Source organism: Nonomuraea ferruginea (genome assembly GCF_039540635.1).
GTDB lineage: Bacteria > Actinomycetota > Actinomycetes > Streptosporangiales > Streptosporangiaceae > Nonomuraea > Nonomuraea ferruginea.
In genome coordinates this window covers 157,122-179,596 of record NZ_BAABFD010000009.1, presented here as the reverse complement: position 1 = coordinate 179,596, position 22,475 = coordinate 157,122, and the positions used below count along the sequence as shown (strand labels likewise).

General features: G+C 72.2%; 20 protein-coding genes. 12 read left to right on the top strand and 8 right to left on the bottom strand.

Annotated features, from left to right (window positions below; translation table 11 throughout):
* Nucleotides 1-4: 4 nt before the first annotated feature.
* Nucleotides 5-3,541 (top strand): glycosyltransferase, encoded by a 3,537-nt coding sequence (locus ABD999_RS18855; RefSeq protein WP_345482811.1) that lies wholly within the window; start codon nucleotides 5-7, stop codon nucleotides 3,539-3,541.
* A gap of 58 nt (nucleotides 3,542-3,599) precedes the next feature.
* Complete coding sequence (locus ABD999_RS18850; protein WP_271276686.1) at nucleotides 3,600-4,904, top strand: DUF5719 family protein; 1,305 nt, start codon at nucleotides 3,600-3,602, stop codon at nucleotides 4,902-4,904.
* Between the two features lie 13 nt (nucleotides 4,905-4,917).
* Here the strand turns inward: ABD999_RS18850 and ABD999_RS18845 are convergent, their stop codons facing one another.
* Complete coding sequence (locus ABD999_RS18845) at nucleotides 4,918-5,358, bottom strand: metallopeptidase family protein (RefSeq protein WP_261808834.1); 441 nt, start codon at nucleotides 5,356-5,358, stop codon at nucleotides 4,918-4,920.
* A gap of 149 nt (nucleotides 5,359-5,507) precedes the next feature.
* On the opposite strand from ABD999_RS18845, the gene ABD999_RS18840 reads away from it, so the two are divergent.
* Genes ABD999_RS18840 through ABD999_RS18820 form a run of 5 tightly spaced genes read left to right on the top strand, consistent with a single transcriptional unit; the run spans nucleotide 5,508 to nucleotide 9,507 of the window.
* Nucleotides 5,508-5,876 carry a DUF3499 domain-containing protein gene (locus ABD999_RS18840; RefSeq protein ID WP_148034239.1) on the top strand — a complete coding sequence of 123 codons (369 nt, stop codon included), beginning with the start codon at nucleotides 5,508-5,510 and terminating at the stop codon, nucleotides 5,874-5,876.
* A gap of 41 nt (nucleotides 5,877-5,917) precedes the next feature.
* The gene (locus tag ABD999_RS18835; RefSeq protein WP_148034238.1) at nucleotides 5,918-7,267 is read left to right on the top strand and encodes a phosphomannomutase/phosphoglucomutase; all 1,350 of its coding nucleotides are present in this window, start codon (nucleotides 5,918-5,920) and stop codon (nucleotides 7,265-7,267) included.
* Entirely contained in the window at nucleotides 7,264-7,431 is a 168-nt protein-coding gene (locus ABD999_RS18830) for a Trm112 family protein (RefSeq protein ID WP_219543568.1), read from the top strand. Before ABD999_RS18835 ends, ABD999_RS18830 begins: the two co-directional genes overlap by 4 nt.
* Complete coding sequence (locus ABD999_RS18825; RefSeq protein ID WP_271276687.1) at nucleotides 7,428-8,534, top strand: SIS domain-containing protein; 1,107 nt, start codon at nucleotides 7,428-7,430, stop codon at nucleotides 8,532-8,534. Before ABD999_RS18830 ends, ABD999_RS18825 begins: the two co-directional genes overlap by 4 nt.
* Before the next feature lie 46 nt (nucleotides 8,535-8,580).
* Nucleotides 8,581-9,507 carry a cation diffusion facilitator family transporter gene (locus tag ABD999_RS18820; protein WP_271276688.1) on the top strand — a complete coding sequence of 309 codons (927 nt, stop codon included), beginning with the start codon at nucleotides 8,581-8,583 and terminating at the stop codon, nucleotides 9,505-9,507.
* 4 nt (nucleotides 9,508-9,511) lie between these two features.
* On the opposite strand, the gene ABD999_RS18815 is transcribed toward ABD999_RS18820, so the two are convergent.
* Together ABD999_RS18815 and ABD999_RS18810 are read right to left on the bottom strand one after the other, a co-directional pair.
* On the bottom strand, nucleotides 9,512-9,982 hold the full coding sequence (locus ABD999_RS18815; protein ID WP_271276689.1) for a GerMN domain-containing protein: 471 nt from the start codon (nucleotides 9,980-9,982) through the stop codon (nucleotides 9,512-9,514).
* Nucleotides 9,979-10,338, bottom strand: coding sequence for a MerR family transcriptional regulator (locus ABD999_RS18810; protein WP_271276690.1), 360 nt, complete (start codon nucleotides 10,336-10,338; stop codon nucleotides 9,979-9,981). Before ABD999_RS18810 ends, ABD999_RS18815 begins: the two co-directional genes overlap by 4 nt.
* Before the next feature lie 102 nt (nucleotides 10,339-10,440).
* Here ABD999_RS18810 and ahcY point away from each other — a divergent pair, with 102 nt between their 5' ends.
* Both ahcY and ABD999_RS18800 read left to right on the top strand, forming a co-directional pair.
* Nucleotides 10,441-11,868 (top strand): adenosylhomocysteinase, encoded by a 1,428-nt coding sequence (ahcY, locus tag ABD999_RS18805; RefSeq protein WP_222709088.1) that lies wholly within the window; start codon nucleotides 10,441-10,443, stop codon nucleotides 11,866-11,868.
* A gap of 67 nt (nucleotides 11,869-11,935) precedes the next feature.
* Nucleotides 11,936-13,171 (top strand): adenosylhomocysteinase, encoded by a 1,236-nt coding sequence (locus ABD999_RS18800; RefSeq protein WP_148034231.1) that lies wholly within the window; start codon nucleotides 11,936-11,938, stop codon nucleotides 13,169-13,171.
* Nucleotides 13,172-13,173: 2 nt separating this feature from the next.
* Here the strand turns inward: ABD999_RS18800 and ABD999_RS18795 are convergent, their stop codons facing one another.
* Nucleotides 13,174-13,809 carry a DUF305 domain-containing protein gene (locus ABD999_RS18795; RefSeq protein WP_148034230.1) on the bottom strand — a complete coding sequence of 212 codons (636 nt, stop codon included), beginning with the start codon at nucleotides 13,807-13,809 and terminating at the stop codon, nucleotides 13,174-13,176.
* A gap of 221 nt (nucleotides 13,810-14,030) precedes the next feature.
* Here ABD999_RS18795 and ABD999_RS18790 point away from each other — a divergent pair, with 221 nt between their 5' ends.
* Nucleotides 14,031-15,368 (top strand): LVIVD repeat-containing protein, encoded by a 1,338-nt coding sequence (locus tag ABD999_RS18790; RefSeq protein WP_271276712.1) that lies wholly within the window; start codon nucleotides 14,031-14,033, stop codon nucleotides 15,366-15,368.
* Nucleotides 15,369-15,447: 79 nt separating this feature from the next.
* Complete coding sequence (locus ABD999_RS18785; protein WP_148034228.1) at nucleotides 15,448-16,836, top strand: LVIVD repeat-containing protein; 1,389 nt, start codon at nucleotides 15,448-15,450, stop codon at nucleotides 16,834-16,836.
* 51 nt (nucleotides 16,837-16,887) lie between these two features.
* Here the strand turns inward: ABD999_RS18785 and ABD999_RS18780 are convergent, their stop codons facing one another.
* The gene (locus tag ABD999_RS18780) at nucleotides 16,888-17,793 is read right to left on the bottom strand and encodes an RDD family protein (RefSeq protein WP_271276691.1); all 906 of its coding nucleotides are present in this window, start codon (nucleotides 17,791-17,793) and stop codon (nucleotides 16,888-16,890) included.
* A gap of 51 nt (nucleotides 17,794-17,844) precedes the next feature.
* Between ABD999_RS18780 and ABD999_RS18775 the strand changes: the two genes are divergently transcribed.
* Nucleotides 17,845-18,837 (top strand): stage II sporulation protein M, encoded by a 993-nt coding sequence (locus tag ABD999_RS18775; protein ID WP_271276713.1) that lies wholly within the window; start codon nucleotides 17,845-17,847, stop codon nucleotides 18,835-18,837.
* Here the strand turns inward: ABD999_RS18775 and ABD999_RS18770 are convergent.
* From ABD999_RS18770 to ABD999_RS18760, 3 genes are read right to left on the bottom strand one after another with little or no spacing between them, the layout of a single operon-like run.
* On the bottom strand, nucleotides 18,834-20,210 hold the full coding sequence (locus ABD999_RS18770) for a DUF58 domain-containing protein (protein ID WP_271276692.1): 1,377 nt from the start codon (nucleotides 20,208-20,210) through the stop codon (nucleotides 18,834-18,836). The genes ABD999_RS18775 and ABD999_RS18770 overlap by 4 nt on opposite strands.
* Complete coding sequence (locus tag ABD999_RS18765; protein ID WP_271276693.1) at nucleotides 20,210-21,190, bottom strand: AAA family ATPase; 981 nt, start codon at nucleotides 21,188-21,190, stop codon at nucleotides 20,210-20,212. Before ABD999_RS18765 ends, ABD999_RS18770 begins: the two co-directional genes overlap by 1 nt.
* The gene (locus ABD999_RS18760) at nucleotides 21,180-22,394 is read right to left on the bottom strand and encodes a DUF4350 domain-containing protein (RefSeq protein ID WP_271276694.1); all 1,215 of its coding nucleotides are present in this window, start codon (nucleotides 22,392-22,394) and stop codon (nucleotides 21,180-21,182) included. Before ABD999_RS18760 ends, ABD999_RS18765 begins: the two co-directional genes overlap by 11 nt.
* Nucleotides 22,395-22,475: the final 81 nt, after the last annotated feature.

Sequence of the window (22,475 nt, the reverse complement as noted above, 5' to 3'; positions counted from 1 at the left end):
CCTGATGTCCCGTCCCTATGTCACCGTGGTCGTCGTCTCCCACGACGGGGCCCGCTGGCTCGGGGAGACCCTGCGTGGCCTGCTGGGCCAGAGCCGGCGCCCGGACCGCGTGGTCGGTGTCGACAACGGCAGCCGCGACGGCTCGGCCGACCTGCTGACGGAGGCGCTCGGCCCCGGCAACGTGCGCAGGCTGCCCCGGTCCACGGGCTTCGGCGAGGCCGTGGCCGAGGCGCTGAGCGACCTGCCCGCCGTCGAGGACGAGTGGGTCTGGCTGCTGCACGACGACTGCGCCCCCGACTGGCGGGCTCTGGAGGCGCTGCTGTACGCCGCCGGCCAGGACCGCAAGGCCGCCGTGCTGGGTCCGAAGCTGCGCGACTGGCTGGACCGGCGGCGGCTGCTGGAGATCGGCGTGACCGTCGGGCTCACCGGCCGCAGGGACACCGGCCTGGAGCCGCACGAGTTCGACCAGGGGCAGCACGACGGCACCCGCGAGGCGCTGTCGGTGTCCACCGCCGGGATGCTGATCCGCCGCGACGTGTGGGAGGCGGCCGGCGGGCTCGACCCGTTCTTCCCGCTCTTCCGCGACGACCTCGACCTGTGCTGGCGGGTACGGAACGCGGGCCACCGCGTGCTGGCCGTCACCGACGCCGTCGCCTGGCACGCCGAGGCGGCGGCACGCAGGCGGCGGCGCATCACGGTCAGCGGCGACCACCCGCGCCGCCTGGACCGGCGCAACGCGATCTTCGTCGTCATGGCGAACCTGCCGTTCCGCACCATGCTGTGGGCGCTGGTCAGGAACGTGCTCGGCTCGTTCGTACGGACGTCGCTGTTCCTGGTGGGCAAGCAGCCCGCGAACGCGCTGGACGAGCTGGTCGCGCTCGGGTCCATCCTCATCCACCCGCTGCGGCTGCTGCGGGCGCGGCGGGCCAGGCGGGCGGGGCGCAAGAAGGGGTACGCGCGAGTCCGCTTGCTGCTCACGCCCAGAGGGTCGGGGCTGCGGCGGCTGGTCGACATGGTGCGCGGCTTCCTGAGCGGCGACCGGCCGGTCGAGTCCGCCGGCCGGCACCACCACGCCGCCGCCCCCGGCAAGCCGGAGGACCCCGACGAGCTCCCGCCGGAGGACCGCGGCGCGGTCAAGCGCTTCCTCGGCCGGCCGGGGGTGCTGCTCGTGCTGGCGCTCACCCTGGTCACGCTGGTGGCCTCGCGCTCCCTGCTGGGCGGAGACCGGCTCGGCGGCGGGGCGCTCGTCCCGGTGACCGGGAGCGCGGCCGACCTCTGGGCCTTCTACACCGGCGGCTCCGCCGGCTGGGCGCCGCCGTACGTGGCGGTGCTGGCGGCGCTGTCCCTGCCTGCCTTCGGGCAGACGGGTCCGGTGGTGTCGGCGCTGCTCCTCGGCGCGGTGCCCCTGGCGGGGGCGTCCGCGTACCTCGCCACCCGCCGCCTGACCACCCTCCCTGACCTCCCCCCATTCCTCCGCCGCCCGAACCACCCAACCGGCCGCCCCCCGTTCCTCCGCCGCTCAAAACACCCCCCGTCCGACCGCTCTCCGGCCGCGGACGGTCCTTCAGGTCGTGATCCCTTCTCGTCCTCGGGTCGCTCGGCGGTCGCGGATGCTTTCTCGGGTCGTGATCCCCTCTCGTCCTCGGGTCGGTCCCCGGTCGCGGACGGTTCTTCGGGTCGTGATCCCGTCTCGCCCTGGGGTCGTTCCCCGGTCGGGGACGGTTCTTCGGGTCCGGATTTCGCCTCGTCCTCGGGTCGCTCTCCGGCTGGGGACGGTTCTTCGGGTCCGGATTTCGCCTCGTCCTCGGGTCGCTCTCCGGCTGGGGACGGTTCTTCGGGTCCGGATTTCATCTCATCCTCTGGCCGCTCCCCGGCTGCGGAGGGTTCTTCGGGTTTTGATCTCGCCTCGCCTTCCGACCGGGCTCTGGCCGCGAGCGGGTCTTCGCGCCGGGGCCTCTCCTCGACCCTGGACGTCACTTCGGCCGCTGGCCGCCCTGCGGGTGCCGAGCCGGGCAGGCGGCGGCGGGGGCGGCGTGGAGCTGCCGTCGATACCGGGTCGGGGGCTCAGGATGAGGGTTCGGCTGCCGCTTCTCCGGCGGGGCGGCGTGCGGGCCGGGCCACCGCTACCGGGGCGGCCGGCCGGGCCGCCGATTCCGCGGCCGGGTGGGGTGAAGGGGCGGTCACTCGTACCGGGGTGGCGGTTCGGGTGTGGGTTGCGGCGACGTACGCGTTGCTGCCTGTCGTGACCGGTGCGGTCGCGGCCGGGCGGCTGGGTACGGCGGTGGTGCATGTGCTGTTGCCCGCTTACGCGGTGCTCGGCGGGCACCTGCTGTTCGGGGACCCGCGCCGGTCGCGCCGCGCCGCCTGGGGGCTCGGTCTGCTGCTGGCCGTCGGGACCGCGTTCGTGCCGCTCGTCTACGTGCTGGTCGCCGTGCTGGGCGGGGCGGCGGCCTGGCTGCTGCGCGGGGCGCGGCCCGGCGTCCTGACCTCGGCGGGCATCGCGCTGGCCGTGCCGGTCGCCCTGCTGCTGCCGTGGCTGGTGGACCAGGCGCTGGACCCGGGCCGGCTCCTGCTGGAGGCCGGGCTGCACGGCCCGGCGCTGAGCGACGCCCGGCTCGGGCCGGAGTCCCTGCTGGCGCTCAACCCGGGCGGGCCCGGCGTGCCGCCGTTCTGGGTGACCGCCGGGCTGGTCGCCGCGGGGCTCGCCGCCCTGCTCGCCCGCAGGCGGCGGCGGGCGGTGGCCGCCGGGTGGGCGGCCGCCCTGTTCGCGATGCTGGTGGCGGTCGTGATCGCCCGGATCACCGTGTCGGGCGCGACGGCCTGGCCCGGCGTGCCGCTGGCACTGGCCGCCGCCGCGCTGATCGTGCTCGCGGGCCTGAGCGCGCCGGGCCTCGCCGCGCTGGGTGCGGCAGGCGGGGTGCGCCGGATGGCGGCGGTGCTGGTGGCCGCCGTGGCGATCAGCGCGCCGCTGCTCGCCGCCGGTCACTGGGTCGTCCAGGGGGTACGCGGGCCGCTCCGATCGGACGTGCCCGACCCGACGCCCCCGCTGGCCGCGATCCACGCGCGGCCCGGAGAGCGGATCCTGCTCGTCAACGGTTCGGAGTTCACCTTGCTGCCCGGCCGGGCCCCGCTCCTCGGCGAGGCGGAACTGCCCGCCGACCCCGAGGCCCGCGCACGTGTCCGCACCGCCGCGGAAGGGCTCGTCGGCGGGCGCGGCGGCACGGACGCCGCCACGCTCGCCCAGCAGGGCGTGGCCATGGTCGCCATCGCCCCGCCGGTGCCGGCCGGACTGGCCGAGACGCTGGACTCGCAGCCGTCGCTGCAGCGGATGAGCCTGTCGGAAGCGGGCGGGCTGTGGCGGGTGGCCGAGACGGTCACCCCCGTCCAGCCTCCGCCCGCGCACTTCCTGCACACCCCGTGGCTGTGGCTCCAGGGCGCGATGGTCCTCGCCGTGCTGCTGCTGGCCGCACCCGGCCGCCGCGACCCCGCCACCGACCCCGAACCCTCCCACCCGTCCCCGGTCCTGGCAGGCGCCCGATGAGAGCGCGCGTCGTGGGCCCCCGGTGGGTGGTCGGTCGGTCTCGGCTGGGGGGTGGGGTATGAGGAGGTTCGCGGCCGGGCGGTTCGGGCTGATCTTGCTGGTGGTGGGGGTGCTCGCCGGTCTGTACGGGGTCGCGTACGTGACCAGGCCGGCGGCGGAGCGGCCGGTGGAGGCGCAGCCGAGGAAGGTGGCGGTGGAGGCGGCGACCGCGGCCTGTCCCGCCACACGAGGCGAGGACGTCAGCGTCTACCTGCCCGGGACGCTGTCACGGGAGCCGATGAGGGACGCGGAACCGTACACGGTGAGCGGGCCGGGCGGACTGGAGGCCGGCTACATCACGCGGACGACCAGCGGCACCGGGCGCGGGCTGGCCGGGGTGCGGTGCGCCGAGCCCGCCGCCGAGAGCTGGCTCGTCGGGCCGGGACCCGCCCGCGCCCGCGTCACGTTGCACCTGGTCAACGCCGACAAGGCGCCCGCCTTCGCCGACGTCGAGGTGTACGCGGCGGAGGGGCCCGTCTCCGGCGAAAGGGGCCTCGGGCTGGAGATCAAGCCCGGCGAGCACCGCCAGATCGACCTCCGCACGCTGGCCGACGCGGCCGACGTGATGGCGGTCAGCGTGAAGACGTTCACCGGGAGGCTGGCGGTCTCTGCCAGGGCGGTGCTGGAGACCGGCGGCGTCGACTGGCTGCCCCCGGCCGCGGCCCCGGCCACCGAGGTCGTGGTGCCCGCGGTCCCCGGCGGCGGCGGGCGTCGTGAGCTGCTGGTTGCCGCGCCCGGCGAGACCGACGCGACCGTGACGATCAAGGCCGTGACCGAGGGCGCCGCGTACGCGATGCGCGGCAAGGAGTCCGTCGACGTGCCGGCGGGCAGCGTGCTGCCGCTCGACGTGACCACCGGCATCGGCGGCGAGTCGGCCGCCCTGGTGCTCACCTCGACGGCGCCGGTGGTGGCGGGCGTGGTGATCACGGGTACGGGGCGGCAGCCGGACGTGGCGTTCACCGCCGGCACGCCCTCTCTCGACCTGGGCAGCGCGGTGGCCGCCAACGGCGCCGGCTCCCGGCTGGTGCTGACCGCGCCGGGCGCCGCGGGGGAGGTGCGGGTGCAGGTGGTGCCGGAGAGCGGCGAACCGCCCGCGCCGATCGACGTGGCGGTGCCGGCGGACCGGACCAGGAACGTGCGGCTGAAGGGCGAGGGCGCGTACGCGGTGGTGGTCACGCCGGTGTCGGGACGGGTGTACGGGGGGCGGGTGATGGAGGAGCGGCTCAGGAGCGGTCTCCTGATCACGGCTCAGCCCCTGGCCCCCGCCCGGCTCTGGACCGTGCTCCGGCCGCTCACCGACACTCCCCGTGCGGTCCTCCCCTGACCTGCCGCGGCTGTCAGCGGCGTTCGTCGTAGCCCGGGTCGACGGTCTCGGGGGACAGGCCGAGGAGGGAGGCGACCTGCTCCACCACGGTGTCGTGGACGAGGGCGCCCAGCGTGTCGCGGTCGCGGGCGCGGGCCTCCAGCGGGCGCCGGTAGAGGACGATGGACGCCGGGTCCTGCCCCCTGGCCGTGTCGGCGCGGCCGAGCGGGATCGGGTCGGCGCCGAAGCCGGGCCCGTCGCCCAGCTCGCTGAGCGGCGGCACCTCCTCCACCGCGAACTCCACCGACGACAGCTGCCTGCCCCACTTCGGCCTGAGCCGGTCGACCGCGTCGAGCACCAGGTCGTCGAAGCGCTCGCTGCGGGCACGGGCCATGGGAACGTAGGAAGGGGCGATCGGGCCGCGCAGGCCGCGGCCGTGCCTGTCGCGCCGTCGAGGACCGCGCTTGCTAGTCACACGGCAAGTGTAAGCCGCCCCCGGCGAAGAACACCGGCATCGGTGCATGTAGGTGGAAAGGCTGCGACAGCTGTCCGAATTGTGGCGACACGCCTTTTAAGAGCGCTCAGATAGTGGCGTCCCGCCCCCTTACCAGATACGGTCCCTCCGTGAGCCCCGTCCGCCGCTGTTCCCGCACCGCCTGCAGTCAGCCTGCCGTCTTCACGCTCACGTACGTATACGCCGATTCGACCGCAGTTCTCGGCCCTCTGGCGACGTACGCCGAGCCGCACTGTTATGACCTGTGCGCCGAACACGCCGAGCGGCTCACCGCCCCCCGCGGCTGGGAGGTGGTGCGTCTGCCCACCGACGGCGCCACACCGAGCACCGACGATCTCGAAGCGCTGGCCAACGCGGTCAGGGAGGCGGCCAGGCCCAGCGGATCCGGCGTGGGGGAGCCAGTCGGCCAGGGAGTCGAGGTCGGGCGGCGCGGACACCTGCGTGTTCTGAGGTCGGCCCAGCAGCACCGCGACCGGTAGGCTCGGCTCTAGCCGGAGTGACGACCTAGGGGCGGAGCTGGATGGGCGATCTCGCCAGGATCTTCAAGGCGTATGACGTTCGTGGCCTGGTGCCCGACGAGTTCGACGAGCCGGTGGCCGAGGCCGTGGGGGCGGCGTTCGTCGAGGTGACCGGCGCCCGGTCGATGGTCCTCGCCCACGACATGCGCGAGTCGTCCCCGGTGCTGGCCGACGCGTTCGTCCGGGGCGCCCGTTCCCGCGGCGCCGACGTGGTGCACGCCGGGCTGGGCTCCACCGACCTGCTCTACTACGCCAGCGGCAGCCTGGGGTTGCCGGGCGTGATGTTCACGGCCAGCCACAATCCCGCGCAGTACAACGGGATGAAGATGTGCCGCGCGGGCGCGGTGCCGATCGGCGGCGACACCGGGCTCACCGAGATCCGCGACCGGGCGGCCGAGCTGGTCGGCGTCACGGCCACGCCCACCGGGTCGCTGATCGAGAAGGACCTGCTGCCGGGCTACGCCGACCACCTGCGCACGCTCGTCGACCTGTCGGGCATCAGGCGGCTCAAGGTCGTGGTCGACGCCGGCAACGGCATGGGCGGCCACACCGTCCCCGAGGTCCTCGCCGGGCTGCCGATCGACCTCACCCCGCTCTACTTCGAGCTCGACGGCTCCTTCCCCAACCACGACGCCAACCCGCTGGAGGCGGCCAACCTGGTCGATCTGCAGCGGGCCGTGGTGGCGGAAGGCGCCGACATCGGCCTGGCCTTCGACGGCGACGCCGACCGGTGCTGGGTGGTCGACGAGCGCGGCGAGTCCGTCTCGCCGTCCGCGATCACGGCCCTGGTGGCGGTGCGTGAGCTGGCCAAACACCCCGGCGCGACGGTCATCCACAACCTGATCACCTCGCGCGGCGTGCCGGAGATCGTCCGCGAGCACGGCGGCGACCCGGTCCGCACCCGCGTCGGCCACTCCTTCATCAAGGCCGAGATGGCCCGCACCGGGGCCGTCTTCGGCGGCGAACACTCCGCTCATTACTACTTCCGCGACTTCTGGTTCGCCGACTCCGGCATGCTGGCCGCGCTGCACGTGCTGGCGGCGCTCGGCGAGCAGCCCGACCCGTTGTCGCGGGTGGTGTCCGCCTACTCCCGCTACCACGCCTCGGGCGAGATCAACAGCACGGTCGCCGACCAGGACGCGGCCGTGCGCCGCGTGCGCTCGGCGTTCGGCGGCCGGGGCGAGGCCGACGAGCTCGACGGGCTCACCGTGAGCGGCGACGGCTGGTGGTTCAACCTGCGCGCGTCCAACACCGAGCCGCTGCTCAGGCTCAATGCCGAAGCGGCCGACGAGACCACGATGACGGCGGTCCGGGACGAGGTCCTCGACCTGCTGAGAGAGGTTCAACAGTGAAGATCGACGACTGGCTGCTGGAGATCCTGGCGTGCCCGGCGTGCAAGGCGCCGCTCCGCGCCGAAGGCGAGGCCGAGGAGCTGGCCTGCACCGGCTGCGGCCTGGTCTATCCCGTCCGTGACGACATCCCCGTCCTGCTCGTCGACGAGGCCAGGAAGCCGTGACCTGGGAGCCCGAGCGGCTCGACGACACGCATCACCTCACCGAGGGCGACCCCGGCGGCATGCTCCGCGCGGTCGCCGACTCCGCCGCCCAGGTCCGCACCGGCTATCGGTGCGCGGTCGAGTCCGGCGTCGACCGCCTCTCCGCGAACGTGCGGCCGAGAGCGGTCGTGGTCGCGGGCATGGGGGGCTCCGCCCTCGCGGGCGACATCCTGGCCGCGGTGTGCGGGCCCGGCGCTCCGATCCCCGTGGTCACGGTGCGCTCCTACCAGCTCCCCGGCTGGGTGGGCGCCACCGACCTGGTGATCGCCGTCTCCTGGTCCGGAGAGACCGGAGAGACGCTCGCCATGGCGGCCGAGGCGGTGCGGCGCGGCTGCACACTCCTCGCGGTCGGGCCCGCGGGGTCTGCCCTGGAGGCGGTGGCGGTCCAGTCGTCCTCGCTCCATGTGGCGATCCCCACCGGCCGCCGGCCCAGGGCCGACCTGTGGCTCGTGACGACCCCGCTGGTGGTGGCCGCCGCCTCGCTGAGGCTGGTGCGGGCCGAGCCGACGGTCTACGAGCGGGTGGCCAGGACGCTCGAAGACATCGCGCACCGCTGCCGGCCGTCCAGCGACTCGTTCATCAACCCCGGCAAGGCGCTGGCGATGGACCTGGCCGAATCCGTGCCGATGATCTGGGGCTCGTCCCCGCTGGCCACCGCGGCGGCCACCCGTTTCGCCCACCGGCTCAACGAGAACGCCAAATATCCCGCGATGGCCGGCGAGCTGCCCGAGGCAGGCCACAACCAGGTGGCGGTGCTCGACGGGCCGCTGGCCGAGCGCGACATCTTCGCCGACACCTCCTCACGGACGCTCCGGCTGGTGCTGCTGCGCGACATGGAGGAGCACCCCCGGGTGACCAGCACGAGGGAGGCGGTCCTACGGGTCGCGCAGGATCGCGACGTGCGGGTCACCGAGCTGGCGTCCGACGGCGACCATCCGCTGGAGCGGCTGGCCTCGCTGATCGGGCTGGCGGATTTCGCGAGCACCTATCTCGCGCTGGGTTACGGCGTCGACCCGACCCCGGTGCGGCCGATCACGGAGTTGAGGGCTCGGATTTCCCACTAGGATCCATCCGTCCAGGACTTTGTGATCGTATGACTGGAGACGACCGGTGAGTGCGAGTGGCGGAACCAAAGCAATCATCGCGGCTCTGGCCGCGAACATGTCCATCGCGGTCGCGAAGTTCGTGGCGGCGGCCTTCACCGGGTCGTCGTCGATGCTGGCCGAGGGCATCCACTCCGTCGCCGACTCGGGCAACCAGGCGTTGCTGCTGCTGGGCGGCAAGCGGGCCAAGCGGGCCAGCACCCGCGAGCACCCGTTCGGCTACGGGCGCGAGCGCTACTTCTACGCGTTCGTGGTGGCCGTGGTGCTGTTCGCGATCGGCGCGCTGTTCTCGCTGTACGAGGGCTATCACAAGCTGACCCACGCCGAGCCGCTCACCTCGCCCGGCTGGGCGTTCGGCGTGCTGATCTTCGCGATCATCGCCGAGATCTTCTCATTCCGCACGGCCATCATCGAGGCCAACGCGGTCCGCGGCGACCAGGGGTGGATGGCGTTCATCCGCCGGTCCAAGGCGCCCGAGCTGCCCGTCATCCTGCTGGAGGACCTCGGCGCGCTGCTCGGCCTGATCTTCGCGCTGTTCGGCGTGACGATGGCCGTGGTGACGGGCAACCCGGTCTGGGACGCCGTCGGCACCCTCATGATCGGCGCCCTGCTCGCCGTCATCTCGGTGATCCTGGCCGTGGAGACCAAGTCGCTGCTGCTCGGCGAGAGCGCCGCCCCCGAGATGGAGGGCCGCATCCGCGCCGCGCTCGAAGCCTCCTCGCAGGTCGACCGCGTCATCCACATGAAGACGCTGCACATCGGCCCGGAGGAGCTGCTGGTGGCCGCCAAGATCGCGGTGACGCGGTCCGACACCGCGCCGGAGATCGCCCAGGGCATCGACGAGGCCGAGCGGCGCATCCGCGAGGCGGTGCCGATCGCCCGCGTCATCTACCTGGAGCCCGACCTCGACCGTGAGGTGTCGCCCACGGTCTGACCGGTCACTCGTGGCCGGTGACGCACGACCTGCCCGAGTCGGTCTGGTCGAACAGGCACCGGCCGTCTCTGGCCAGCGTCACGACCTTCTTGACGGTGGCGAACTGCTTGAGCGTCGCCTCGATCGTACGCAGCGCCCGGGCGTCGGAGCCGACTCCCGAGCCCCAGACCGTGCGGCAGAAGCGGAGCGTGGCGGTGCCCTTGCGGATCTTCAGCGTGAAGTCGGCGCCGCAGTCGGAGCGGCCGCGGAGCTTGCCGGTCAGCTCGGAGTGCAGGCCGCGGCGCCGCTCGGCGGCGGTGGGGCCCTTGAGGAGCTGTTCGACGGCGAACCTGGCGACGCCGGCGTGCGGGGAGGTCCTGGTGACCGGCACGACCTTGCCGGGCACCCCGTGCCCCTTGGAGAAGTAGACCTGGACGTCGGCGGCGGTCTGCGCGGGGGTGAGGGCCAGCACGGTGGCCAGCAGCAGCTCTTTCATGCCCTGTTCGACGTATCGCCGGCACCCGGGGTTCGCAGCAGGCGCAGCGCCTTCTCCTTCTCGAAGTCCAGCGCCCTGCGCGGCACCTGGATGCGGCCGATGCGCACGCCCAGCTCGCGCACGCTCGCGGCGACGGCCGGCTCGCTGAGCGCGCGCAGCGCGAACGCCAGCTCGGCCGGTGAGACGTCGAACCGCTTCTCCAGCTCCACCGCGTGGGCGACGGCGGCGAGCTCCTCAGGGCCGAAACGCCGGTGCGCGCCGCGACCCCGCACCGGTGGCAGCAGCCCGAGAGCTTCCCGGTAGCGGAGCATCCTGGGAGACATGCCGAGCCGCTTGGCCGCTTCCGTGATTCGCATTCTTACATTCTTACGTCAACTTCCGGGGTCTCGGGGTGCGACCTTGCCGGACTGCCGCCTAGACTCGTCCGCGACCACACGATGACGCGAGGGGTAACGCAGATGGACTTCAAGGTCGCCGACCTTTCACTGGCCGAGTTCGGCCGCAAGGAGATCCGGCTCGCCGAGCACGAGATGCCCGGCCTCATGGCGATCCGCCGTGAATACGCGGCCTCCCAGCCCCTCCGCGGCGCGAAGATCATGGGCTCCCTGCACATGACCATCCAGACCGCCGTCCTCATCGAGACGCTGGTCGCGCTCGGCGCCGAGGTGCGCTGGGTGAGCTGCAACATCTTCTCCACCCAGGACCACGCCGCCGCCGCGGTCGTCGTCGGCCCCGACGGCACCGCCGACGACCCCAAGGGCGTGCCCGTGTTCGCCTGGAAGGGCGAGACGCTCGAGGAATACTGGTGGTGCACCGAGCAGGCGCTCACCTGGCCCGGCGCCGACGGCCCCAACATGATCCTCGACGACGGCGGCGACGCCACGCTCCTGGTCCACAAGGGCGCCGAGTACGAGAAGGCCGGTTTCGTGCCGGACGCCACCGACGCGGACCCCGAGGAGTGGCACGTCATCATCGGCCTCCTCAAGCGCACCGTCACCGACGAGAAGCGCTGGACCCGGATCGCCGAGGGCATCAAGGGCGTCACCGAGGAGACCACCACCGGCGTGCACCGTCTCTACGAGATGCACAAGAACGGCCAGCTGCTGTTCCCGGCGATCAACGTCAACGACTCGGTCACCAAGTCCAAGTTCGACAACAAGTACGGCTGCCGCCACTCCGTCATCGACGGCCTCAACCGCGCCACCGACGTGCTCATCGGCGGCAAGGTGGCCGTGGTGTGCGGCTACGGCGACGTCGGCAAGGGCTGCGCCGACGCGCTGCGCGGCCAGGGCGCCCGGGTCATCGTCACCGAGATCGACCCGATCTGCGCGCTCCAGGCGGCCATGGACGGCTTCCAGGTGACCACGCTGGAGGACGTCGTCGGCATCGCCGACATCTTCGTCACCACCACCGGCAACTTCAACATCATCACCGCCGACCACATGGCGCGGATGAAGCACCAGGCGATCGTGTCCAACATCGGCCACTTCGACAACGAGATCGACATGGCCGGCCTGGCCAAGACCCCCGGCATCGAGCGGCGCAACATCAAGCCGCAGGTCGACGAGTGGGTGTTCGCCGACGGTCACTCCATCCTCGTGCTCGCCGAGGGCCGGCTGATGAACCTCGGCTGCGCCACCGGCCACCCGTCGTTCGTCATGTCCAACTCGTTCACCAACCAGGTGATCGCGCAGATCGAGCTGTTCACCAAGACGGAGGACTACCCGATCGACGTCTACGTGCTGCCCAAGCACCTCGACGAGAAGGTCGCCAGGCTGCACCTCGACGCCCTCGGCGTCAAGCTCACCCAGCTGACCAAGGAGCAGGCGGCCTACATCGGCGTCCACGTCGAGGGCCCGTACAAGCCCGACCACTACCGCTACTGATCTCCGGCGTGTTCGATGCTCCGGAGGGGCGGGCGCCCCTCCGGAGCCTTGGTGTCTGAAGGCTTGCATGGATCTGTGGGAGAGCGGGGAGCGGCACATCTCGTGGGCCGCCCGTTCGATGCCGGTGCTGACCGCGCTCGGGGAGCGGTTCGCCGCCGAGCGGCCGCTCGACGGGCTGCGGGTGGCCGCGTGCCTGCACGTCACGGCCGAGACCGCGGTGCTGATGGGCACGCTCAAGGCGGGCGGCGCGGAGATCGCGCTGGCCGCCTCCAACCCGCTGTCGACGCAGGACGACGTGGCGGAGGCGCTGCGCGGCTACGGCGTGGCCGTGCACGCCAGGGCGGGCGTCGACCGGGCCACCTACTACCGTCACATCCACCAGGCCCTCGACGTGCGGCCCGACCTGGTGCTCGACGACGGCTGCGACCTGGTCAACATCCTCCACACCGAGCGCACCGACCTGCTCGACGGGGTTTCGGGCGGGTGCGAGGAGACCACCACCGGCGTCATCAGGCTCCGGCAGATGGCCGCCGAGGGGGCGCTGCGCTTCCCGATGGTGGCGGTCAACGACACCCGGACCAAGCGGATGTTCGACAACCGCTACGGCACCGGCCAGTCGACGCTCGACGGCATCATGCGGGCCACCAACACCATGCTGGCCGGGAGCACGGTCGTGGTCGCCGGGTTCGGCTACTGCGGGCGCGGCGTGGCCGAGCGGGCCAAAGGGCTGGGCGCGCGGGTGATCGTGACGGAGATCGACGCGGTCAAGGCACTCGACGCCACCCTCCAGGGATACGAGGTGCGCCCGATGGAGCAGGCGGCCCCGGCGGGCGACGTGTTCATCACCGTCACCGGCAACCGCGACGTGATCACGGCCGCGCACGTGGCGGCCATGAAGGACGGGGCGATCCTGGCCAACGCCGGCCACTTCGACGTGGAGATCGACGTGCGGGCGCTGGACGAGCTGGCGAGCGAGGTGCACCGCGGGATCCGGCCCAACACCGACGAGTACGTCCTGCCCGACGGCCGCCGCCTGCTGCTGCTCGCCGAGGGCCGGGTGGTCAACCTCACCGCCGCCGAGGGCCATCCGGCCGCGGTGATGGACATGTCGTTCTCCGCGCAGGCGCTCGCCGTCGCCTGGCTCGCCCGCGAGCGGGCGGGGATGGCGCCCGGCGTGTACGACGTGCCCCAGGAGATCGACCAGGAGGTGGCCAGGCTCAAGCTGGTGGCCGCCGGCATCGGCATCGACGTGCTCACCGGCGACCAGGAGTCCTACCTCCACTCCTGGCGCAGCGGCTCCTAGCGCTAACCGGCCGCCTGCATCTCGCGCATCCGCCGGATCTCCGAGAGCTGGGTGACGCCCACGTCGTTGGCCAGCTCCTCGATCCGCAGGTGCGAGCCGCCCTTGAGCACCTCGGTCGACATCTCGATCGCGCCCTCGTGGTGCTTGATCATCAGCTCCAGGAACAGCCGGTCGAACGCCTGGCCCGACGCCGCTTTCAGCTGCTCCATCTGCTCGGGCGTGGCCATGCCGGCCATGCCGTCGTGCGCGGCGTGGTGGTCGGGCACCCGCTGGCCCTGCTGCTGCAGCCAGGTGCGCATCCACTGGATCTCCGGGCCCTGGGAGTCCTTGATCCGCGAGGCGAGGCTCTTGAGCTTGGCCGACTCCGCCCTGTTCGGCGCCAGGATGGCCATGTCGAGCGCCTGCTGGTGATGGACGATCATGTCCTGGACGTACGCGACGTCGGCCGCGTTCGCGCTCGCCTGGGGCACGGCGGTGACCGCCTCACCCGGAGCGAGCGTCCTGGCCTCCTCGCCGGGCTTGCCGGGGGCGATGACCGGCGCCGTCGAGTCGGCGCGCGGGGCCTGAGTCTCTGAGGTGCAGCCTGAAACGGCGAATATCGTGAGGGCACCGGTGACGACGACGAGCGCAGCGCGCACTCAGCCTCCTGACGGTTTCGGTCGGAACGTCGCATTCTAAGAGGGAATGGTGATCATTAATAGAGGGCAACCTGCTCTAATGTTTGACATATTGCGTGCTGGTCGTGAGCGGAGTTGAAGGGTGAAAATTTCACCATTTATGCCCCCTTTATAGGAGGACACCTCCCGTGCCGTCCACCCGCAGGTTCCTCGTCCTCGCTGGAGCCGCCCTCACCTTGGTGATGGCCGGCCTCCCCGCGCAGGCTGCGGACATCCCGGCTCCCGGCGAGATCGTCAAGAGCCAGAACATCACGCACGTCACCAACGTGCCCAAGCCCGAGGCCCTGGCCGACATCAACACGGACATGGCCTTCCAGGGTGACTACGCCTACGTCGGCAACTACTACGGCTTCTCGATCTACGACATCAAGAACCCCAAGAAGACCAAGGTAGTCAGCTCCGTGGTCTGCCCCGGCGGCCAGATGGACATCAGCGTCTACGGTGACCTGGTGTTCGGGTCCGTCGACTCCTCCCGCAACGACGACTCCTGCAACAGCACCGGCCAGAGCGCGGCCGTGAAGGAGTCGTGGGAGGGCATCCGGATCTTCGACGTCCGCGACAAGAAGAACCCGCGGTACATCAAGTCCGTCGAGACCAACTGCGGCTCCCACACGCACACGCTCGTCCCCGACCGCCGCGGCAAGAACGTCTACCTCTACATCTCCTCGTACAGCCCGAACGCGGCCTTCCCCGACTGCCAGCCGCCGCACGACCTGATCTCCATCGTCAAGGTCCCGCTGCGGGACCCGGGCTCGGCGTCGGTCATCGCCACGCCGAACCTGTTCCCCGACGGCGGCTTCCCCGGCGTGCCCGGCTCGTACCCCAACGGCAAGTCGGCCACCACCGGCTGCCACGACATCACCGCCTACCCGGAGAAGGGCATCGCCGCCGGCGCCTGCATGGGCGAGGGCATCCTCATGGACATCCGTGACCCGGAGAACCCGAGGGTGACCGCGACCGTCCGCGACGAGACCAACTTCGCCTTCTGGCACTCCGCCACCTTCAACAACAGCGGCTCGCGGGTGATCTTCACCGACGAACTCGGCGGCGGCACCAGGGCGACCTGCAACGCGGCCATCGGGCCGGACCGCGGCGCCAACGCGTACTACGACATCGGCGCCGACGGCCAGATGACCTTCCGCGGCTACTTCAAGATCCCGCGGCACCAGGACGACACCGAGAACTGCGTGGCGCACAACGGCTCGCTGATCCCGGTCAAGGGCAAGGACATCATGGTCCAGGCCTGGTACCAGGGCGGCATCTCGGTCGTCGACTTCACCGACCCGGCCAACGCCCAGGAGATCGCCTTCTTCGAGCGCGGGCCCGACGCGCCCAACCCGCTCAGCGGCGGCCACTGGTCGGCCTACTACTACAACGGCTACATCTACGGCTCGGACTTCAACCTGGGACTCGACGTCCTCAAGATCAACGACCCGCGGACCAACAAGGCCAACGGCGTGAAGTTCGACATCCTCAACGCCCAGACCCAGCAGTCCTACAAGGACCACGGGCACCATTGATCGTCCGTCGGCGGCGGGACCTCACCGGGGCCCCGCCGCCTTCGGCATGAGGAAACACGAGACCAAGGAGGCTCTCTGCATGTCCCGTATGTTCCGAACGCTGCTCGCGGCAGGCGCAGCCGTCGCCCTGAGCCTTACGGCGTTACCCGCCACCGCGGGTGACATCCCGCCCGCGGACACGATCGTCCACAGCCCGAACGTGAGCCACGTGCTCAACATCCCCAAGCCGGCGCCGCTCGCCGGCACCATCAACACCGACATCGCCTTCCAGGGCGACTACGCCTACGTCGGCAACTACGGCGGATTCTCGATCTACGACATCAAGAACCCGAAGCGGGCCAAGGTCGTCAGCTCGGTCGTCTGCCCCGGCGCCCAGATGGACCTCAGCGTCTACGGCGACCTGCTGTTCGCCGCCGTCGACAGCTCCCGCAGCGACGACTCGTGCAACAGCACCGGGCAGAGCGCCGCGATCAAGGAGTCGTGGGAGGGCGTCCGGATCTTCGACATCCGCGACAAGCGCAACCCCCGCTACATCAAGTCGGTCGAGACCGACTGCGGCTCCCACACCCTGACCCTGGTGCCCGGCAAGGGCCGGGACCGGAACAAGAACGTCTACGTCTACGTCTCGTCGTACCTGCCGGCGGCCAACCTGCCCGACTGCCAGCCTCCGCACGACAAGATCTCCATCATCAAGGTGCCGCTGCGCAACCCGACGCAGGCGCACGTGGCCGCCACGCCGGTCGTCTTCCCCGACGGCGGCAACGAGACCCAGCCGGGGCTGCTCGTGCCCACCACCGGCTGCCACGACATCACCGTCTACGCGGAGAAGGACATCGCGGCCGGCGCCTGCATGGGTGACGGCGTGCTGTTCGACATCCGCGACCGGCTCAACCCGCAGGTGACCGCCAGGACCACGGACGAGAACTTCGCGTTCTGGCACTCGGCGACCTTCACCAACGACGCCAGGACGGTGCTGTTCACCGACGAGCTCGGCGGCGGCGGCGCGGCCACCTGCAACGAGACCGTCGGGCCGAACCGCGGCGCGGACGCCATCTACCGCATCCACCGCGGCGAGCTGGTCTTCCAGGGCTACTTCAAGATCCCGCGGCACCAGGCCGACACCGAGAACTGCGTGGCGCACAACGGCTCGCTGATCCCGGTCAAGGGCAAGAACATCATGGTCCAGGCCTGGTACATGGGCGGAGTCTCGTTCATCGACTTCACCGACCCGGCCAACCCGCGCGAGTTCGGCTACTTCGAGCGCGGGCCGAAGGCCGACGGCAGCGGCGGCGGTGTCTGGTCGGCGTACTACTACAACGGGTACGTGTACGCGGCCGACTTCGACAACGGCCTCGACGTGCTGAAGATCGACGACCCGCTGGTCAAGGGGGCGTCGCACGTCCGCAGCGACATCCTCAACGTCCAGACCCAGGAGTCCTACCCCGGTGGAGGCTCGGGCCGCCACTAGGCCACGACCCGACCATCAGCGCCGGTCCCGGCTCACCGGGGCCGGCGCCCCTCACTGCGGCGGCGCGAACCCGCCGGTCCCCTCCGAAGCGGGCGGCGGTGGTCCGTACGGATTCGGCCCGCCTTGAGGACCGGCAGCGGGCCCGTACGGGGCCGGCTGGACGGGAGGGGGGCCGTACGGGCCGGTCTGCGGCGCGTACGGGGAAGGCGCGGCCTGGCGCATCAGGCGGGCCTGCTCGCGGCGGCGGCGCTCGGCGAGCACGGCGCTGAGGTAGGCGTGCGGCGGCACCCCCGGCGGCGCGGCCGGGGACACGAACGACGCCATCTGCGTGGCGATCCGCACCCCCATCTCGTACTGGATCCGCGGCGACAGGTCATGCCAGCGGAGGATGTAGTGACGGGCGGCCGTCGCCACCTCGTCCGGCACCTGTGACAGCTCCAGGGACGCCGCCCAGGACGCCAGCTGCGGCGGCATCACGATGGCGTCGGAGTTGTCGCGCGGCCCCCGCTCCGAGATCACCATCGTCCCGGCGAACAGGTCGCCCAGCCGCTTGCCCTTCTGCGAGACGAGCGAGGAGATCAGCGCCGGCGCCCCGAAGAAGGCCCAGAACTCCACGAGCCCGGCGAGCCCGCGGAACAGCGCCTGCCGGAACCGCTCGGGGCTGCCGTCGTCGCTCACCACCCGCAGCCCGAGCGCCAGCTTGCCGAGGCTGCGCCCGCGCGTGGCCGTCTCGAAGATCACCGGATAGCCGACCATGACCAGGAACAGGAACAGGGTCACCACGGCCGCGAACATCGCCGGATCGGTGAACGCCGCGAGGTACGGCAGCGTGCTCAGCCCTCCGATCAGGAGCAGGATCTGGATGGCGTAGTCGATGAAGAAGGCCAGGGCGCGCGAGGGGAACTGCGCTACCCGTACCTCCAGGACGACGGCGTCACCGGTCACAACCTCTGACATATGTGGAGCCTAACGGCAATGACCGCCCGCGTGAGCGGCCAGAATGGTCACGTGGACATCGACGCGTTCGTCTCGGCCCACCGCCCGACATGGGATCGGCTGGAGCACCTGGTCAAGCACCGCTCCTCCCTGACGGGGGCCGAGGTGGACGAGCTCGTCGACCTCTACCAGCGGGTGTCGACCCACCTGTCGATCGTCCGCTCCTCCTCGTCGGACGCGATGCTGGCCGGCCGGCTGTCGGCGCTGGTCGCCCGCGCCCGCTCGGCCGTCACCGGCTCCCGCAACCCGGCCTGGCGGGAGGTCGTCCGCTTCTTCACGGTCTCTTTCCCGGTGGTGGCCTACCGGACGCGCTGGTGGTGGCTCGCCACGTCGCTGGCGTTCGTGGCGGTGGCCTGGGCGCTCGGCGCGTGGGTGGCCGGCGACCCGAGGGTGCAGGCCTCGATCGCCACCGAGGAGGCGATCACCCAGCTGGTCGAGCACGACTTCGCAGACTACTACTCGGAGAACCCCGCGGCGTCCTTCGCCAACCGCGTGTGGATCAACAACGCGCTGGTGTCGCTCCAGGTCATCGCCTACGCCGTCCTCCTGGGCCTGCCGATTCCCTACGTGCTCTGGCAGAACGCCGCCAACGTCGGCATCTCTGGCGGACTCATGGCCTCCAGGGACAAGCTCGACATCTTCTTCGGCCTCATCACCCCGCACGGCCTGCTGGAGCTCACGGCCGTGTTCCTCGCCGCCGCCGTCGGCATGCGGCTCGGCTGGACCGTCATCGCGCCAGGCCCCCGCAGACGCGTCGAGGTGCTGGCCGAGCACGGCAGAGCGGTGATGGCGGTCGCGCTCGGGCTGGTCGTGGTGCTGTTCGTGTCGGGCCTGATCGAGGCGTTCGTGACGCCGTCCGGGCTCCCCACCGCCGCCCGCGTCGGCATCGGGGTGTTCGCCGAGGTGGTCTTCCTCGGGTACGTGATCGCGTTCGGACGCCGCGCGGCCCGCGACGACCAGACCGGTGACCTGGAGGACGCCCCCGACGTGGCCCCGAGCGGCTAGAGCCGGCCTGCGGCCTTCAGCGCCAGGTAGTGGTCGGCCAGCGCGGGCGCGATGTCGTCGGGCGGCGCGTCGACCACCTCGACGCCGTGGCGGCGCAGCCTGGCCGTGATCCGCCGGCGTTCCAGCCGGGCGTGCTCGGCCGCCGCCGCGTCGTACACCTCCTCGGCCGTGCTCCGTCCGGCGGCCATCGCCGCCACCCGCGGATCCGACACGCCCGCCACCAGCACCAGGTGGCGCGAGGAGAGCTGGGGCAGCACGGGCATCAGACCCTCGTCCATCGCGGCCCCGTTCAGGTCGGTGAGAAGCACCACCAGGCAGCGGCGCTTGGCCCGGGACAGGATCGCGGCCACCATGCCCTGCGCGTCGGCCTCGACCAGCTCGGCCTCGATCGGCGCCATCACGTTGACCAGCGACGACAGCAGCTCGGTGCGGGAGGCGCCGCTCAGCCAGGCGCGCACCGACCGGTCGTAGGCCAGGAAGTCCACCCGGTCGCCGGCCCTGGCGGCGAGCGCGGCCAGCAGCAGGGCCGCGTCCATCGACCAGTCCAGCCGCGGCCACCCGGGCTCGGGACGCGGCGCGGGACGCACCAGCAGCCCGCCCTGGCCGTCCGCGACCGCCCCGGCCAGTGGGATCGGCGCCGCGCCCACCCGGCCCGCCGAGGTGCGGCCGGTGTCGAGCACGATCAGCACCCGCCGGTCGCGCTCCGGCCGCCAGGTGCGCACGACCACGTCGTGCCGCCGCGCGGTGGCCCGCCAGTCGATCGAGCGCACGTCGTCGCCGATCACGTACTCGCGCAGTGAGTCGAACTCGGTGCCCTGACCGCGCACCAGCGCCGGATGCTGACCTTCCAGCTCGCGCAGCCTGGCCAGCCGGGACGGCAGGTGCTTGCGCGACAGGAACGGCGGCAGCACCCGCACCGACCAGGGGGAGTAGTGGTTGCCCTGGCGGGCGGCCAGCCCCAGCGGCCCGCGCGAGCGCACGGTCACCGCCACGGACTCGCGGTCGCCGCGCCTGGTCGGGGTGAGCGTCACGACCAGCTTGCGGCGCTCGCCGGCCGGCACGTCCAGCGCCAGCTCGCGCGGCGCCGCCCCGGCGGACGGCGGCCACGCGTCGCGCAGCACCCCGCGCACCCGCCTGCTCCCCGGGTTCTCGACCGTCAGCTCCACCGTCGCCCGCTGCCCGAGCCGCACCAGCCGCTCGCCCGACCGGTGGAAGCGCAGCGGCCGCACCGCGCCCGCGAACACCAGGTCCACGAGGATCCCGGCGGCCAGCAGCAGGCACACCCCGGCCAGCGCGGGGCCGGGCTGCGGGGCGAACAGCACCACCACGATCCCGAGCGCCGCGACCAGCCCGGCGCGTCCCGTCAGCGCCATCAGCGCGGGACCGGGACCGAGGCGAGGATGCCGTCGAGCAGGCCGTCGGCGGTCGCGCCCTCCAGCTCCGCCTCCGGCCGCAGCTGCACCCGGTGCCGGAGCGCGGGCCTGGCCAGCGCCTTGACGTCATCCGGAGTCACGTACGCGCGGCCCGACAGCCACGCCCACGCCCGTGAGGCAGCCAGCAGCGCGGTCGCCCCGCGCGGCGAGACGCCGAGCTGGAGCGACGGCGAGTTCCTGGTGGCGCGGGCGACGTCCACGATGTAGCCGAGCACCTCGGGGGCGACGTGCACCTGCGCCGCCGCCTGGCGGCCCGCCTCCAGGTCGGTGGCCGTCGCCACCGGCTTGATCTCCGACAGGTCGCGCGGGTCGAAGCCGAGCGCGTGCCGCTCCAGCACCGCGATCTCCTGGTCACGCGGCGGCAGCGGCACCGTCAGCTTCACCATGAACCGGTCCAGCTGGGCCTCGGGGAGCTGGTAGGTGCCCTCGTACTCGACGGGGTTCTGCGTCGCGCACACCACGAACGGGTCGGGCAGCGGGCGGGCCGCGCCCTCCACGCTCACCTGCCGCTCCTCCATCGCCTCCAGCAGCGCCGCCTGGGTCTTCGGCGGGGTGCGGTTGATCTCGTCGGCGAGCAGCAGGTTCGTGAACACCGGGCCCTCGCGGAACTCGAACTCCGCCGTCTTCGCGTCGTAGATGAGCGAGCCGGTCACGTCGCCCGGCATCAGGTCGGGGGTGAACTGCACCCGCTTGAAATCCAGCGACAGCGCCGCGGCGAGGGTGCGGACCATCAGCGTCTTGGCCACGCCCGGCACGCCCTCCAGCAGCACGTGTCCCCGGCACAGCAGGGCGATGACCAGCCCGGTCACCACCGCGTCCTGCCCGACGACGGCCTTGGACACCTCGGCCCGGAGCGCGCTCAGCGCCTCCCTGGCCGCGTCCGCGGGGGCCGCCGTCCGGGCGAAATGCTCAGAGCTCACTGACCTTCCTTTCGATGTGGTCCACGTATCCGGCCAGGGCGACCAGCTCGTCGTCCGTCTCCGGCGAAGGCCCGTACAGCGCGGCGCCGACCCGCTGCGCGTCCTCACCCGTCCGTACGGCGATCGCCGCCACCACTTCCCGGCTGTCCGCGCCCTGGCCCAGCCCGAGCCGGGGCGTCAGCCGGTCGATCGCGCCCGCCCGCAGCGCGTCGGCGGCCCTGGCCCTGGCCTTCCTGGCGCGGTAGAGCCTGCCGCGGCCCTCCACCGTCTCGGCGGCCCGCACCACCACCGGCAGCCGCTCCACCACGACGGGGCCGAGCCGCCTGCCCCGCCAGAACGCCACCAGCGCCACCGCCACGCACGCCATCACCAGCGACCAGCCGACGCCGGCGGGCATGAGGTCGTACATGGAGCGGCCCTCGATGCCCGCCAGGTCGCCGGTGGGCGGGGTGTCGGGGGACACCAGCCAGGTCACGGGCTTGCCGGTGTCGAGCAGGTTGAGCGCCAGCGCGGCGTTGCCGTCCTCGGCCAGGCGCAGGTTCGTCATGAACGAGGCGCTGCCGACGACCGTGGTCGTGCCGGACCCGTTCGGGAAGCTGACGAGCGTCGAGCCCTCATGCGACGGATAGCACCCCGTGCCGCCGGTGGGGACCTCGAACGCGACCCCGCCGATGTAGGCGCTCCCCGCGGCGGTCGCGGCGGGCAGCGCGCACTCGGGGTCGCGCGAGCGCTCCCGCACCGCCTCCGGCACCGGGTCGACGTTCGGGGCGAGCGTCGGCAGGTCGTAGAAGCCCACGATCAGCCGGTCGCCGGGGAGCGAGGCCAGGGCGGACGTGTCCACGTACGTCGTGTCGCCGGCGAACAGCAGTCTGTCGCCGCCCAGGGCCCTGGCCGCTTCCGCCGAGTCCACCCGGTCCACCGTGACGCCTCTGGCCCGCAGCAGCTCGGCCAGCGCCTTGGAGCCCTGCAGCGAGGTGTCGTCCGGATCGAGGAAGCGCTGGGCGCCCCGGTCGGGGCCGAGCAGCACCACGGCCGTGGCGACCGCCACGACGATCAGGCCGAGCAGCGCGATCAGCCGGCCGCCCCGCCACACGGACCGCACGGTCGGCGACGTCGGCACCGACCCGCCCCCGGCCGCCGGCGCCAGCCCGCCCGACGCCGGAACGCTCTCCTCCGGCCTCACCCGCACGCCTTCACCGGCCATCAGAACCTCCGAACCGCACCCCACCCGGCCTCCCGGCCCGGCGTCCTTCCAGGGGGTGGTGTCCTGCTGGGGTGGCCTGGA

What these genes read in the sequence shown, in the direction of transcription:
- ABD999_RS18855 (WP_345482811.1), top strand. Translation starts at nt 5, where the DNA reads ATGTCCCGTCCCTATGTCACCGTGGTCGTCGTCTCCCACGACGGGGCC.
- ABD999_RS18850 (WP_271276686.1), top strand. Translation starts at nt 3,600, where the DNA reads ATGAGGAGGTTCGCGGCCGGGCGGTTCGGGCTGATCTTGCTGGTGGTG.
- ABD999_RS18835 (WP_148034238.1), top strand. Translation starts at nt 5,918, where the DNA reads ATGGGCGATCTCGCCAGGATCTTCAAGGCGTATGACGTTCGTGGCCTG.
- ABD999_RS18815 (WP_271276689.1), bottom strand. Translation starts at nt 9,982, where the DNA reads ATGAAAGAGCTGCTGCTGGCCACCGTGCTGGCCCTCACCCCCGCGCAG.
- ABD999_RS18810 (WP_271276690.1), bottom strand. Translation starts at nt 10,338, where the DNA reads ATGCGAATCACGGAAGCGGCCAAGCGGCTCGGCATGTCTCCCAGGATG.
- ahcY (WP_222709088.1), top strand. Translation starts at nt 10,441, where the DNA reads ATGGACTTCAAGGTCGCCGACCTTTCACTGGCCGAGTTCGGCCGCAAG.
- ABD999_RS18800 (WP_148034231.1), top strand. Translation starts at nt 11,936, where the DNA reads ATGGATCTGTGGGAGAGCGGGGAGCGGCACATCTCGTGGGCCGCCCGT.
- ABD999_RS18790 (WP_271276712.1), top strand. Translation starts at nt 14,031, where the DNA reads ATGGCCGGCCTCCCCGCGCAGGCTGCGGACATCCCGGCTCCCGGCGAG.
- ABD999_RS18785 (WP_148034228.1), top strand. Translation starts at nt 15,448, where the DNA reads ATGTCCCGTATGTTCCGAACGCTGCTCGCGGCAGGCGCAGCCGTCGCC.
- ABD999_RS18780 (WP_271276691.1), bottom strand. Translation starts at nt 17,793, where the DNA reads ATGTCAGAGGTTGTGACCGGTGACGCCGTCGTCCTGGAGGTACGGGTA.
- ABD999_RS18770 (WP_271276692.1), bottom strand. Translation starts at nt 20,210, where the DNA reads ATGGCGCTGACGGGACGCGCCGGGCTGGTCGCGGCGCTCGGGATCGTG.
- ABD999_RS18760 (WP_271276694.1), bottom strand. Translation starts at nt 22,394, where the DNA reads ATGGCCGGTGAAGGCGTGCGGGTGAGGCCGGAGGAGAGCGTTCCGGCG.